The organism is Sphingomonas silueang (genome assembly GCF_040049155.1).
GTDB lineage: Bacteria > Pseudomonadota > Alphaproteobacteria > Sphingomonadales > Sphingomonadaceae > Sphingomonas > Sphingomonas silueang.
Genome location: NZ_JBDZDK010000023.1, coordinates 52653 through 65743, shown reverse-complemented (window position 1 = coordinate 65743; position 13091 = coordinate 52653). Strand labels below are relative to the sequence as shown.

Here is a 13091-nt window from a genome sequence, read left to right as displayed (position 1 = left end):
GTGATCAATCGTCGTCGATCAGGCGTCCGCGGCACACCCGCCAAGGTCAATGCGAACGCTGGTCTTGCGGCCAGCGAAGGGGTAAACTCGGGCAGTATCTCGGATGGCAGTCATGAGAGCGTACGTTTTCGACCATCCTCTCACCGGTCCCGTGATTGTCCAGCTTTCCGGTCATTCCACGTGGATCTTCACGATCGTGTGGACGGTTGGCTGGACGATGTCTGCTTGGCTGTTCGGCAGGGCAGCGCGCGATCGCTGATCTCTGAAGCATATAGGCGGAACGATCTAACCGGCGGTTTCATGGTAAGTAGCTGCCGGTTAGGCGACATGAACAGGCGTCCGCTTTCGGGAAACGGCAACAGAGCTGTGAATGTCGTCTGTGGGTCGCTCGATATCTGATCCGTGCCCGTGCTACGTACGGGCATGGCAAACGAGATTGAACTGAAGCTGGAACTGACATCGCAAGCGGTCGAGGCGCTCGACGCGGCCGGCTTCTGGCCTGGTGATGCGGTGGTGGCGGATCAGCGATCCATCTATTTCGATACGCCGGACCGCGTCATCGCCGAGGCCGGCATGTCGCTGCGCATTCGCCGGACCGGCCGTAAGCGGGTGCAGACGATCAAAGCGGAAGGGGACAGCGCGGGCGGGCTGTTCGTACGGTCGGAATGGGAGCGTAGCGTAAAAAGTGACGTGCCGGTGATCGGTGACGACACGCCGCTCCTTGGGGTGCTGGGGGACGAGGTCAATGCCATCGACCGCGCGTTCGAGGTGCGGGTTGAGCGCAAGCGTTGGAACGTGGACGTTGACAATGTGCGGATCGAAATGGTGCTCGATCGCGGCGTGGTTGCGATCGAAGAGCGCAATTCGCCGATCAGCGAGATCGAGCTCGAACTTCTGTCGGGGTCGTCCGCGGCACTGTTCGCCTATGCCCGGCGAATCGATGCGGTCGCGCCAGTCCGATTGGGCGTCCAGACCAAGTCCGAACGGGGCTATCGACTGGCCGGGCCGGTACGGTCGCCGATTAAGGCGGAGCCGATCGACCTGCCCGGCGACGTGACTGCCGCGGACGCCTTTCGGCGGATCGTCCGCAACTGCCTGCGCCACTACCGGTTGAACGAGGCGCTGCTGCTCACCGGTCGCGATGCCGGCGCGCTGCATCAGGCAAGGGTGGCGCTGCGCCGGTTGCGTTCGGCGATAACCCTGTTCCGTCCGGTCGTTTCCGATCTGCGCTACGCGGCGCTGCGCGAGGAACTGCGCTGGTTGACGTCGGAATTGGGCGAAGCCCGCAACCTCGACGTGTTGCTGGAGCGCAGTGTGGGCAACGAGTTGCACGATCGGATTTCGGTGGCGCGAGAGGCGGCTTATGATCGGATCGATGCGGTGCTCGCCTCGTCCCGGGTGCGTGCGTTGCTATTGGACCTGGTGGAATGGACCGCAACCGGTGACTGGTTGCAGGCCGCGGATCGGGCGGCGCATCGTGACCGGCCCGCGCGGGTGTTTGCCGCCGAAGCGCTGCGCCGGTTGCGACGGCGGATGAAGCGGCGCGGGCGCCACTTGGCGCGCGCCGATGACGAGACCCGCCACGCGCTGCGCAAGGACGCGAAGAAGCTGCGCTACGGCGCAGAATTCTTCGCCGACCTGTTCCGCTCCTCGCGCGAACGCCGACGCCATCGCAAGTTCATCACTGCGCTGGAAGATCTTCAGGACGAACTCGGCGCGCTCAACGATCTCGCCACCGCGCCTCAAGTGCTAAAGACGCTTGATCTGGCCGAAGAACCGGGGGCAGCGGCTTTACTGGCCGGTGGCGGCCGCAAACCGCTAATCACCGCTGCCGCCGAAGCGCATGACGACATGATCGACGCCAAGCGCTTCTGGCGCGGTTAGGGCTGGCGGCTCAGTAGGCGGCCGACAGAGTCAGGAACCACTGCCGCGGCGGGATGGGATAGGCCGAATAGCTGTTGGTCGCCGATCCGACCGACAGGGTCGACTTGCCCTTCGCATCCGTCAGGTTGGTGACGTTCAGTGCCAGTTCCGCTTTGCGCAAAGGCAGGATGCTGTCGGGCACCCGAGCGGCGACGCGCAGGGAGGTGAGGAAGTAAGATGGCACCCGGACGTCGTTGCTGAACGTAGCGAAACGAGCACCCACATAGTCGCCGATCACCTGCGTATCGATGGGGCCAAGGGTCAGGTTGGCGACCGTTTTGTTCATCCATTTCGGGATGCCGGGAAGCTGCTTGCCGCAGGTCGGCACGACGCCGTTGGCCACGAGAAAGCCGCCGATACAGGTATCAGTCGCGGCACCGATACCGCTGGCGGTCGAGGTATAGTCGCTCTGGTATTTCGACAGATTGTACGAGGTTGCGTTGTAGAGCGAAAAGACCCGTCCCGCGCGAAGGGTAAAGGCGGCGTCGATGCCGTCAGTCTTCACATTGCCGACATTGACGAGGATCGATGTACCACCGGTAATACCGCCGCCAGCGATGCCGCCCGGGTTGGTCGAGATTGCGAGCAGGCGGTCCTGAAAGTCGACATGGTAATAGTTGACCTGCGCACTAAGCGAGAGACCGCCGCCCAGATTGCGATTGGAGCGCACGCCCGCTTCATAGGTCCAGCTGCTTTCGGGCCTGCCGCTCTGTGCGAAGGCATTAAAGGCCGCTTGGCTGCCAGTGAACCATGGGCCGCCGCCACCCGCAAGATAGGCCTGGTACTGGCGCAGGTTCTTCTGCGCGTTGGCATACAGTTCCTCGCTGCCGTTCAAATCGAACTTCGCACCAACCGCCGGCAGGAACCAGCGCAGCGTATTAATTCGTCCCTCTGGCAACGTGCTGGTTAGGCCCGACAGTGATCCCACGCGCGGCTGCACCGGATAGCGCCCCGACGCCCATTGCGCGCTGGTCTTGAAGCCTGCCTGGATCAGCAGCCGGTCGAGCGGTTGCCAGCTGTCCTGCAGGTGTAGCTGCAGTTGCTCGATCTTTGCTTCGCCCTGATATTGCGTGAACAACGGCTGCGCGACGTCGAGCGGGCGGATATAAGGCGTGCTGTTGCCCGAATTATTGACGTCCACTCCATACCAGCGCCGCCACTGCGTGGTGCTGTTGTGCTCGAACCATCCGCCTAACTCGATCTTGTGTGCGCCCAGTTCGACGTCGAGAGCAGAGATGACGCCCCAGCGATCGATGCGATATTCGGTGGTACGGGTAAGGAGTCCCGAACCGCCCGTCGCCGCGACCAGCGCGGCGCCGGATGCCGCAGCTTGCTGCGCAGTCAACGCAGTACAGCTCGACGGCCGTACGCCATTGTTGTTGCCAGAAAAGCGGCAGTTGGACGGCAAGGTGCCATAGGCGGGATCAAGATAGGCCTGCGCGGTCGTGATCGACTGGCCCAGCGGGCCGGCTACAACGCCGGCACCGTCATTATGGTGGTAGTAAGCGGTGGTGGAGAATGTCGCGTTCGGTGTCAGCCGGGCATCGTACCGGCCATAAGCGAGATAATCAGTGCGCTGCGCATCCGAGTAATAATTACGGTAATTGCTGCCTTCGGTCGCGGGCGAGTTGCCGAGCGCGCTGAGATAGCTGCCGCGATAGCCGTTGAAGTCGGGGTAGAAGAACGGCTTGGTATAGGGCGTGTACAGCTGCGCTGCGGTGGCGGTGCCTCCAACTGAAGGCTGGAAGAAGACGGTGGCGTCCTCGTTCGGCTGCGTCATATCGTTATAATCGAAATACAGCGTCAGCTTGCCGATGCTGTCGTCATGGACGAACTTGGCGTTCGCCTGCCACCCACCTTGGATGCCATCAAAATCCCACGCTCGTGCGCGCTGGCGCACGCCCGAGACATAGGCGCGGTTGGTGCCGCCAAAGGTGCCGGTGTCGAGGCGGACGAAAGTGCGCGAGGTGTCGTAGCTGCCCACCGTCTGCGCCGCCGCTATCCCCAGTTTGGCGAGCGGATCCGACGAATAGGTCTCGACCGTCCCGCCCAGATTGCTGTTCGACGGCGTGGCGAGATCGCCGGCACCGGTCGCGACGACAACACGGCTGACATTCTCTGAAATCACTGCGCGCTGCGGCGACAGGCCATTGTAATTACCGTAGCTTTGGTCTCCCAGAGGGATGCCGTCCATGGTATAACCGAGTTGGTTGGCGGCGAAACCATGAATGAAAAGCTGGGCGTTCTGTTCGTTATTCCCCCACGGATCGGCGGTGATGTAGAGGACGCCCGGTAGCGTCTGGATTGCCTTCAGAGGACTGACACCGGGCAGGATCTTTTGCATCTCAACGCCCGGCAGTTCGACCGATGTGCGGGTCCGTCCACCGGTCACGACGATCGTCGATGCCGCCCCGTTCTCCTCTTCGTCCTCAAGCGTCGCAGCAGGTGTGTCCGCCTGCTGCGCATAAGCGGTAACGGGCATCGCTGTCGCAAGCGTTAGGGCGAGTAGCGACACGGACGGATGGATCATTTTCGTTTCTTCCCGGGCATGGCAAATGAAGTTGCAATACGCATCCGGTAAGCACGTTATGCATTGTATTGGTTACAGTTCCGTCACGGATTGGTGACAATAGAATTTGGGATCAATAGCAAGCACCGGCCATCGTGCCGAACCGCCTCGCGTGCTCACCATGCAGGCAAGTGGGCGAGCTATCCGGACTACCCAGGGTCACTCGTATGCCGTCGTTCCCACACTTCCATCGGTATGAACCGCCCCGGGTTTGTCGGAGGCTCCAACTCCTGAGAAGGTGGAGCCTGTATGAGCAAGACGACGAACAAGTTTGCGCCAGAGGTCCGCGAGCGAGCGGTACGGATGGTGCTGGATCACGAGCGCGACCATCTGTCGCGATGGGCGGCGGTAGTTTCGATTGCAGAGAAGATCGGCTGCGCGCCACAGACGCTGCATGAGTGGTTGAAGAAGACCGAGGTCGACAGTGGCAAGCGCGCCGGCGTCCCCACCGAGGTGGCGGACAAGCTCAAGGCGCTGGAGCGGGAGAACCGGGAGCTGCGCCAGGCCAACGTGTCCGGCGTCCACCCCATCAGATCGCGATCCTCATATCAATGGGTCCTGACCCTAACGGGTCCGCTGCAGCATGCTGCAGTACCGCCAAACGAGGTCAGTCGGTATCAGTGAGAGGTAGGCAGCGCTTTCGACCGAGGGAGGTAATTGCGAGGGCGCAGCTGCTATAAACTGAAAGAGGCGCCCGCATCGCTACGGGCGCCTCAACGGACCGGCTTACCAGGCGTAGGAGCTAACAGTCCGTCCGGCACGAAGCCGACAGTGGTTAGATGCCGTTCTTCAGGTTCGTGTCGGCATCGTGCGTGCGCATATCTTCAGCCTGATTCTCGCCGGTCGCGCGGACTGCTTCGGCAGCGTTCTCTAGATTGGCTTCGGCTGCTTCGCTCGTGACGTTGTCGGCAGCTTCTTCGAGGTTATCGGCGACCGCTTCCGCGTTCGCTTCGATGTTGTCGGCAGCCTGCTCACGCGGGGTGTTGTTGCAAGCGGACAGCGACATCAGACCAACGGCAACGCTGAGCGCAAAAACCTTCTTCATCGAGCAATATCCCTCATTTTGGAGGGAATACGCCATACGCCGGCAGAAAAGGTTGGCAAGTCTGATCGATGCAAGGGGCACGGTGGCGTAGCCCCTAGCACCCGGTTGCCTCGATGATGGCGACGGGTAAGGTCCGCTCCGTTTAAAACGGAGTGCGAACAGTATGAATATCAGTGACCTTGCGAAGGACGTGGCGTCGATAACGGAAACCAGCGAGGCAGACGCGAAGGTAGCAGTCCTTGCGGTGTTCGAAGCGATCGGGAATGCCGCTGCCAAGGGTGAAGAGGTTGCTATCCCCGGGTTCGGCAAATTCTCGGTGAAGGATCGTCCCGAACGGCAAGGGCGTAACCCGGCAACGGGTGAAGCGATCACGATTGCCGCAGCCAAGAAGGTGTCGTTCACGCCCGCAAAGGGGCTGAAGGACAAGCTCTGAAGGAAACAGGCGACTGGTTGCCAGTCTGGCGTTCCAAATGCCCTTAAAGCGAAAGGCCGCCCCTCTCGGGGCGGCCTTTCCATTGTCGGCCAAAGCCGGCAACCATTCAGGAGCAGGTATGTCCCGCAGAAGCGATCATGCCCATACCCGTTGCCGTACCCGGCGTGTGACAATGAGACATTCGATCACCTCCTTTCAGTTGTTGATGTTACCGTTAAGATGGTCGCGGTAGCGGTCCAATCAAGGTGTGCTTGCGATACACCTGGGTCGTAAATGCGTTGCCCGGTGATACTGACGCCGACATAGATTTTGCTTAAGCGTCCGTACGATGTGTATGCGCCACGCCCCAGGGGCTGGTGATGGCTCAGTTTCGCAGGCTGTCGGGTACGACACCGCCATTCTCAGCGAGCTTGGTCATCACTGCCTTGTGCAGAGCGATGTTCTGCTCGGCGGTACCGGGCGCACCGGCATGTACGCCAAGTTCGTCCGCCAGCTCCTTGCGGGCTGCGAGGCTGTGATCGAGACCCAGCAAATTGAGCAGATCGACGATCGAAGTTCGGTAGTTGCCACCACCGTTCTGCATTGACGCCATCTCGGACAGAACCGCACCGACGTCGACGCTCTGGGTTGGTGCCTCGGGAGCGGCCGACTGCACGGGCGCTGCCTGTGGCGCGACGGGCGTCGGGGCGGCAGGCGCTGGCTGCACCGGCTGACCGGTCGGCTTGTCCTGTTTGTGATGAAAGATCTTGCCCATGATGTTGCCGAAGATGCTCATCGTGTTCGTTCCTTGAATGGCGACCGCCGTGACGGTGTCGGCAAGAACGTCAGGGGCAGGCTAGAGGGTCCCCGCGGGAACGTCAGCGTCGCGTTCGCGGTTATCCTGTTGGCGCCCCGACGCGTCCGTAAGGAAACCCGTCATGACATTCCGCAAAACGATCATCACGTCAGCCGCCTTTCTGGCTCTTGCCGCCTGCGGGCGCAACAACGACGCCAGCCAGACCAATACGGTGACAACGACGGTGGAAGCCGAAGGCGTCAACGTTACCGGCACCCCTTCAACGACCGTAAGCGACGCGCAGAATTTCGCCAACGTAGCGGCGGCCAGCGATGCATTCGAGATCGAGACGTCGAAGTTGGCGTTGACCAACGGCGCGTCGGCGGCGGTCAAGGCCTACGCCAATAAGATGATCGAGGCGCATACAGCCTCAACCGCCAAGCTGCAGACAGCAGCCGCTGGCGCAGCACCGACGATCACCCCCGTCCCTGCGCTGAATGCAGAACAGCAGGCGGAGCTCGATCAGTTGAAGACGCTGAACGGCACCGCTTTCGATCAGGCTTACAAGACGGAGCAGGCGGCCGGCCATCAGAAGACGCTCGACGCACTGAAGGCCTACGTCGCCAACGGCAACGCACCACAGCTCAAGGCGTTCGCTGAGGAGATGATCCCGATCGTCACCGCTCATCTCAATATGGCGAAGGCAATGAAGGCCTAGCCGCGTTCTGATATTTCCGAGCAGCCAAGTACCGCTTCTCGTTAGAAGGCTTGCGGCAGTGGGCAGGACTGACATGCCCATTGCCGTTCAACTGGGATCAACGCACCGTGTGACCGCGTCAAGGTCAAAGCTTTCCAGCTACCACTCGGCCTAGCGTTCAACGAACATCGGATCATCACGATGTCAGGCAAACGCCATCACCCGGAACGCGATGCGGACCGGGGCCTAACGTGCCTGCCATACGCAAATGCCCAGATCGCACGGTGAATGATCTGCGGCTCAGCTATCAGCCGTGTTCACGATATTAGCTCGGAAGATGAAGTGCTGAGTGAAGCTGACATTACGTCAATGACGATCGAGGAGGGAGCAAGGGCATGATACTGCTTTCCTTTACCGAACTGCTGCTCGCTAACGACAACGATTTTGGCGCGACAGGTGCGACGACGCCGTTCTGGCGAGTGCGTCTGGCGCCCCCCTGAACGCCACGGTCTGACGTGTTGCCCGCAGGACCCATGCACGTCGATAGCCGTTGACGGCGTGGCAACAAGGAATTTTCAATGGACCTCAACGACCTGCTACCGAACGGCGGTATAGAAGCGCTTGCTGGCCAGCTGGGCATACCTCCCGAGCAGGCGCGGCGTGGTGCCGAAGCCTTGCTGCCGTCCGTGCTAGGCGGAATGGGGAACAATTCCGCTGCGCTGGACACGCATGTCGATGCGCTCGGCGGGGCCGAGCTCGCCCACAACGTCGTTGGCGGCGAGCCCACCGAGATCGCTCGAGGCAACGCGCTGCTTGGTGGCATTTTCGGGTCGAAGGACGTCAGCCGCGAGGTGGCGGGACAGGCTGCCGAGAACAGTGGCCTGGACCCCGCGCTTCTCAAGCAGATGCTGCCAATCCTTGCCATGCTGGTCGCAGGTCACTTGTCGAGCCGCTCCGGTGGGCAGCAGGGTGGCCTTGGCGGCATCCTCAGTACGGTTCTTGGCGGACTTGGTGGCGCCGGAACCAATGGCGGCTTGAACGGCGGCTTGGGGGGCATGCTCGGTTCGATACTTGGCGGCCGTCGTTAGACCAGGTGTCCGGCCGCCCTTGCGATTACTTTATGAGAAAGCGGCACCGCGTTGAATGTTGGGCGGCCTGCCGGCTTGGGAGTTCAGCGCGCGTCCTGTCCGTAGTCAGAACATTCGGCACAACTCGCGGCGTAGATTAGCGGAGTGCGGACCTCGTCAGGGGGTTGATGTTAGGCGGCGAACTTGCGGTGCTGCAAGCGCCGATGTTCGATGGTCTGTCGCTTGATCCTTTCGCGCAGTTTGATGATTGCCGGAGCCCTGCCGAAGTAGGCGTCGGCAGGCGTCACGTTGGCCAGGCTCTCGTGGTATCGCTGGTGATTGTAGTGCTCGACGAAGGCCTCGATGTGGGCTTCGAGGTCGCCGGGCAGGAAGTAGTTTTCCAGCAAGATGCGGTTTTTCAGGGTCTGGTGCCAGCGCTCGATCTTGCCCTGGGTTTGGGGATGACACGGGGCGCCGCGGACATGGCTCATCTTCCGGGCCTCGATGTATTCCGCCAGCTCACCCGCGATGTAGCTGGGGCCATTATCGCTGAGTAGCCGGGGTTTGTGCAGCACCGTGGCGCTGTCGCAACCAGAAGCCGCCAGGGCGAGGTTCAGCGTGTCGGTGACGTCCTCGGCTCGCATGTTGGTGCACAGCTTCCAGGCGATGATGTAGCGCGAGAAGTCGTCGAGCACGGTCGACAGATACATCCAGCCCCACCCGATGATCTTGAAGTAGGTGAAGTCGGTCTGCCACATCTCGTTCGGCCGCGTGGTTTTCGTGTGGAACTGATCGGCAGCCTTGATCACGACATAGGCCGGGCTGGTGATCAGGTCGTGGGCCTTCAACAGGCGGTAAACCGTGGATTCCGACACGGAGTAGCGCTGCCCATCGGTGAAGCGCACGGCCAGTTCCCGGGGGCTCAGCTCAGACTGTTCCAGCGCCAGCTCGATGATCTGGTCGTGGATGCCCGCCGGGATGCGGTTCCACACCCGGCTCGGCGCCGATGGCCGATCTTCCAACGCCTCCGGCCCGCCTTCGAGGTAGCGATCATACCAGCGGTAGAATGTCCGACGAGGGATGCCGAGTTGGTCCAGCGTGCGCTTGGCCGACAGGTGCGACTGCTCGACGGTTCTGATGATCTCGAGCTTCTCGGATGCGGGATATCTCATTCGTCGTTGCCCCCATCCGCGACCATGCTTTATGGGATGGCCCGCCCCTTTTCCCCGGCATCGGATATGATGCTGGTGCTTGAAGAGGAAAGGAGCGGACCGATGTCTATTGTGATCCTTGGCGTTGATTTGGGCAAGAATGCCTGCAGTGTGGTGGGCGTGGATGCGGCGGGAGCTGTCGTCGTACGCAGGTCGATGCGCCGCCAGACGCTGGTCGACTACGTTGCCAAGCTTCCTGTGTGCGTGGTCGCGATGGAGGCATGTTGCGGTGCCCATTATCTGGGGCGCCTGTTCGCCGCGCACGGACATGAGATCCGGCTGATGTCGCCGGAGTACGTACGGCCGTATGTCAAAGCACAGAAGAACGATGACCGCGACGCCGAGGGGATCGCCGAGGCCGCCTCGCGTCCAACGATGCGCTTCGTCGAACTCAAGACCCAGGAGCAGTTGGACATCCAGACGCTCCACCGGGTTCGCTCGCGCCTGGTGGCTGAGCGCAGGAGCCTGACCAACCAGTTGCGGGCGATCCTGCTGGAGCGCGGGACCATTTTCCCGGTTGGGCGGCGCAAGCTGGAACTCGGCATCGATGCCCTGCTGGCCGATGAGGATACGACCTTGTCACCGCGTCTGCGCCAGTTGGTGGCCGAACTGCGTGCCGAATGGCGCGAACTCGATACCAGGGTGGAAGCGCTGAACGGCGAGTTTGTCGAGCTGGCGCGCAATGACGCGGCTGCCCGGCGGCTCACATCCATCCCCGGCGTCGGGGTGCTGAACGCAACTGCCCTGATTGCAGCCGTGGGCGATGCCAGCAGCTTTGCCAAAGCCCGAGACCTGGGTGCCTGGCTCGGTCTGGTGCCCCGTCAGCATACTACCGGCGGCAAGCCGCGGCTGCTCGGCATCTCCAAGCGAGGCAACACCTACTTGCGCACCTTGCTCATCCACGGTGCCCGAGCAGCATTGCCGTCGCTGGCGCGAAGCGAGACCCCGTTGGGGCGCTGGTTGACAGGAATGATCGAGCGAGGAGTCCACCGCAATGCTATCGTCGTCGCGCTGGCCAACAAGCTGGCGCGGATCGCATGGGCGGCCTTGCGCAAGGACGCGACGTTCGAACGCGGCTACCCAGTCGCGGCATAACCGGATCGGCCGCACGCATCTTCGTGCATAGGCCAACGATGTTTGCAGGAAGGATCGTGAAGATGGCCTGACAGTCGATCGGCGTCTGGAAAGCCCGGCCAAAAAAATGGCACTCGTTGCCGGCGTCTTTATTGTGGCTCCAGACGTGCGGATGTCCATCTTGGCCATGGGGTCACCCATGAGACCGCATACGTTGACGCAGACTGATCAGAACACTTCAAAATCCCCCTTGCAGACGGGGCGGGCCATACGTTTTTTGAGCAGACGGTTTTCCAGTGTCAGATCGACCACGCATTCCTTCAGGGCCCGGGCTTCGCGGCGCAGGTCCTGGACCTCTCCGGTGGTCGCGGCACGGGCGGTGTCGCCGGCCAGGCGGCGCTTGCCAGCTTCCATGACGCTCGCCGCCGTCGTCGAGCGTGATACCACTGCCGACATGATCGACAGCACCGTCGTCCGGGCGCACCACTGCGCCGTCGGGCTAAAAAAAGGGATCAGGAGGCCGAGGGGCTTGGCCGTTCGCGAGGCGGCTTCACGACCAAGCTGCACGCCCGCTGCGATCGTCAGGGCAGACCGCTGTGCTTCGTCCTGACGCCCGGACAGGCTCACGACGTGAAAGGTTTTGGACCGTTGTTCGGGATGCTGGCCGACCGGATCGAGGCGCTTCTCGCCGATAAGGGCTATGACACCGACGCCATCCGCGAGGAACTCGCAAAGGCGGATGTCGAGGCGGTCATTCCAGCCAAGAGCAACCGCCGAACGCCGATCACGCATGATCGCAAGAAATACCGCTGGCGTAATCTCGTCGAGCGCTTGTTCAACAAACTCAAGAATTGGCGTCGTGTCGCGACCCGCTACGACAAGACCGCGGAATCCTACCTCGGCTTCGTTGCGCTCGCCTCAGTGACGCTGTGGTTGCCCTTTGTCCACGTAGCCTAGCCGATCGCTTTCGCCGGCATGGGCCGTCCTGCGACTTACACAACTGTACGATGCATGGTTTCGATCCTGATCGGTGAGCTGCTGCCGGTTCCGTGGACACCAAGATAAGGTGTTTTTGGAACCGGAGGATGGAGATGCAACGACGGAAGTTCAGCCGCGAGTTCAAGCTCGAGGCGGTGAAGCTGGTGCGGGAACGCGGGGTGTCGGTATCGCAGGCGGCGCGCGATCTGGACCTGCACGAGAACGTGCTGCGCAAGTGGGTGCGCGAACAGACGGCTGACCCGGGATCGGCGTTTCCCGGACACGGCGTGCTGAAGCCCGAGCAGCAGGAGATTGAGCGGCTGCGCCGCGAGTTGGCTAGAATGAAGGCCGAGCGCGACATCCTAAAAAAAGCGGCGGCCTACTTCGCAAGGGACTCGATATGAGGTTCGAGTTCATCGCGAAGCACCGAGGGATCTGGCCGGTGTCGTGGATCTGCGAAGCGCTCGGTGTTTCGCGCAGCGGCTTTCACGCCTGGCTAGTTCGGGCGCCCAGCAAGCGCGCCCGTAGCGATGAGGAGCTCGGCGCCAGAGTCCGCGCGAGCTTCATCTCCAGCTATCGCACCTACGGCGCGCGGCGCGTCTGGCACGACCTTCTGGCCGAAGGCCTTTCATGTGGTCTGCATCGCATCGAACGGCTGATGCGTGTCCATGGCCTGAGGGCCCGTCCGCGACGTCGTGGCCTGCCCAAGGACGACGGCCTTCGGTCGGTCATCGCCGACAACATCCTCGACCGCCAGTTCACCGCCGAGGCGCCCAACCAGAGGTGGATCGCCGACTTCACCTACATCTGGACGGCCGAAGGGTGGCTCTACGTCGCTGTCGTCATCGACCTGTTCTCGCGCCGCGTGGTCGGATGGTCGATGAGCGACACCATGACCGCTCAGCTCGTGACCGATGCGCTAATGATGGCGATCTGGCGACGCGGAAAGCCCGACGCTCTGCTGCATCACTCGGACCAGGGCAGCCAATACACGAGCGAGCAGTTCCAGCGGTTGATGGCCGACAATGGCGTCACCTGCTCGATGAGCCGGTCGGGCAACGTCTGGGACAACGCGGCAATGGAGAGCTTCTTCTCGTCGATGAAGACCGAACGGATCGGCCGGAAGACATATCGAACGCGCAATCACGCGAAGGCGGACGTGTTCGATTATATCGAGCGCTTCTACAACCCGACGCGCCGGCACTCGACGCTGGGCTATCTCAGCCCCATGGACTTCGAGCGGCAAGCGCATGTAGCCTATGGCCCGCGCGACGATGCCCGCCAGCGCCGCGATCACCACGCTGGTCGCGCTGATGACC

General features: G+C 61.9%; 9 protein-coding genes and 4 pseudogenes. 8 read left to right on the top strand and 5 right to left on the bottom strand.

All coding sequences use genetic code 11. The features are described 5' to 3' along the window. Nucleotides 1-423: 423 nt before the first annotated feature. Complete coding sequence (locus tag ABLE43_RS17600) at nucleotides 424-1884, top strand: CYTH and CHAD domain-containing protein (RefSeq protein WP_348979629.1); 1461 nt, start codon at nucleotides 424-426, stop codon at nucleotides 1882-1884. Between the two features lie 10 nt (nucleotides 1885-1894). On the opposite strand, the gene ABLE43_RS17595 is transcribed toward ABLE43_RS17600, so the two are convergent. After that, on the bottom strand, nucleotides 1895-4453 hold the full coding sequence (locus tag ABLE43_RS17595; protein ID WP_348979628.1) for a TonB-dependent receptor: 2559 nt from the start codon (nucleotides 4451-4453) through the stop codon (nucleotides 1895-1897). A gap of 288 nt (nucleotides 4454-4741) precedes the next feature. On the opposite strand from ABLE43_RS17595, the pseudogene ABLE43_RS17590 reads away from it, so the two are divergent. Then, nucleotides 4742-5002, top strand: a pseudogene (locus tag ABLE43_RS17590) (transposase); the annotation flags it as partial. A 265-nt stretch (nucleotides 5003-5267) separates the two neighbouring features. Here ABLE43_RS17590 and ABLE43_RS17585 read toward each other — a convergent pair. Then, a complete protein-coding gene (locus ABLE43_RS17585) occupies nucleotides 5268-5537 on the bottom strand; it encodes a hypothetical protein (protein WP_348979627.1) in 270 nt (89 codons plus the stop codon). A 163-nt stretch (nucleotides 5538-5700) separates the two neighbouring features. Between ABLE43_RS17585 and ABLE43_RS17580 the strand changes: the two genes are divergently transcribed. After that, nucleotides 5701-5970 carry an HU family DNA-binding protein gene (locus ABLE43_RS17580; RefSeq protein WP_348979626.1) on the top strand — a complete coding sequence of 90 codons (270 nt, stop codon included), beginning with the start codon at nucleotides 5701-5703 and terminating at the stop codon, nucleotides 5968-5970. A gap of 364 nt (nucleotides 5971-6334) precedes the next feature. Here the strand turns inward: ABLE43_RS17580 and ABLE43_RS17575 are convergent, their stop codons facing one another. After that, entirely contained in the window at nucleotides 6335-6745 is a 411-nt protein-coding gene (locus ABLE43_RS17575; RefSeq protein ID WP_242122114.1) for a DUF3597 domain-containing protein, read from the bottom strand. 142 nt (nucleotides 6746-6887) lie between these two features. Here ABLE43_RS17575 and ABLE43_RS17570 point away from each other — a divergent pair, with 142 nt between their 5' ends. Both ABLE43_RS17570 and ABLE43_RS17565 read left to right on the top strand, forming a co-directional pair. Then, the gene (locus tag ABLE43_RS17570; RefSeq protein ID WP_348979625.1) at nucleotides 6888-7463 is read left to right on the top strand and encodes a DUF4142 domain-containing protein; all 576 of its coding nucleotides are present in this window, start codon (nucleotides 6888-6890) and stop codon (nucleotides 7461-7463) included. A 557-nt stretch (nucleotides 7464-8020) separates the two neighbouring features. After that, a complete protein-coding gene (locus ABLE43_RS17565) occupies nucleotides 8021-8530 on the top strand; it encodes a DUF937 domain-containing protein (protein ID WP_348979624.1) in 510 nt (169 codons plus the stop codon). A gap of 170 nt (nucleotides 8531-8700) precedes the next feature. Here ABLE43_RS17565 and ABLE43_RS17560 read toward each other — a convergent pair. Further along, nucleotides 8701-9711 (bottom strand): annotated as a pseudogene (locus tag ABLE43_RS17560) (IS3 family transposase); the annotation flags it as partial. 72 nt (nucleotides 9712-9783) lie between these two features. Between ABLE43_RS17560 and ABLE43_RS17555 the strand changes: the two are divergent. Beyond that, entirely contained in the window at nucleotides 9784-10815 is a 1032-nt protein-coding gene (locus ABLE43_RS17555) for an IS110 family RNA-guided transposase (protein WP_066531508.1), read from the top strand. Between the two features lie 240 nt (nucleotides 10816-11055). Here the strand turns inward: ABLE43_RS17555 and ABLE43_RS17550 are convergent. Continuing rightward, nucleotides 11056-11208 (bottom strand): annotated as a pseudogene (locus ABLE43_RS17550) (IS3 family transposase); the annotation flags it as partial. 72 nt (nucleotides 11209-11280) lie between these two features. Between ABLE43_RS17550 and ABLE43_RS17545 the strand changes: the two are divergent. Both ABLE43_RS17545 and ABLE43_RS17540 read left to right on the top strand, forming a co-directional pair. After that, nucleotides 11281-11751: an IS5 family transposase gene (locus ABLE43_RS17545; RefSeq protein ID WP_348979630.1), complete on the top strand. Its 471-nt coding sequence runs from the start codon at nucleotides 11281-11283 to the stop codon at nucleotides 11749-11751. A 134-nt stretch (nucleotides 11752-11885) separates the two neighbouring features. After that, nucleotides 11886-13030, top strand: a pseudogene (locus ABLE43_RS17540) (IS3 family transposase); the annotation flags it as partial. Nucleotides 13031-13091: the final 61 nt, after the last annotated feature.

Excerpts from the sequence above, each read along its gene's own strand:
- ABLE43_RS17580 (WP_348979626.1), top strand. The coding sequence starts at position 5,701 with ATGAATATCAGTGACCTTGCGAAGGACGTGGCGTCGATAACGGAAACC.
- ABLE43_RS17595 (WP_348979628.1), bottom strand. The coding sequence starts at position 4,453 with ATGATCCATCCGTCCGTGTCGCTACTCGCCCTAACGCTTGCGACAGCG.
- ABLE43_RS17585 (WP_348979627.1), bottom strand. The coding sequence starts at position 5,537 with ATGAAGAAGGTTTTTGCGCTCAGCGTTGCCGTTGGTCTGATGTCGCTG.
- ABLE43_RS17575 (WP_242122114.1), bottom strand. The coding sequence starts at position 6,745 with ATGAGCATCTTCGGCAACATCATGGGCAAGATCTTTCATCACAAACAG.
- ABLE43_RS17570 (WP_348979625.1), top strand. The coding sequence starts at position 6,888 with ATGACATTCCGCAAAACGATCATCACGTCAGCCGCCTTTCTGGCTCTT.
- ABLE43_RS17555 (WP_066531508.1), top strand. The coding sequence starts at position 9,784 with ATGTCTATTGTGATCCTTGGCGTTGATTTGGGCAAGAATGCCTGCAGT.
- ABLE43_RS17600 (WP_348979629.1), top strand. The coding sequence starts at position 424 with ATGGCAAACGAGATTGAACTGAAGCTGGAACTGACATCGCAAGCGGTC.
- ABLE43_RS17565 (WP_348979624.1), top strand. The coding sequence starts at position 8,021 with ATGGACCTCAACGACCTGCTACCGAACGGCGGTATAGAAGCGCTTGCT.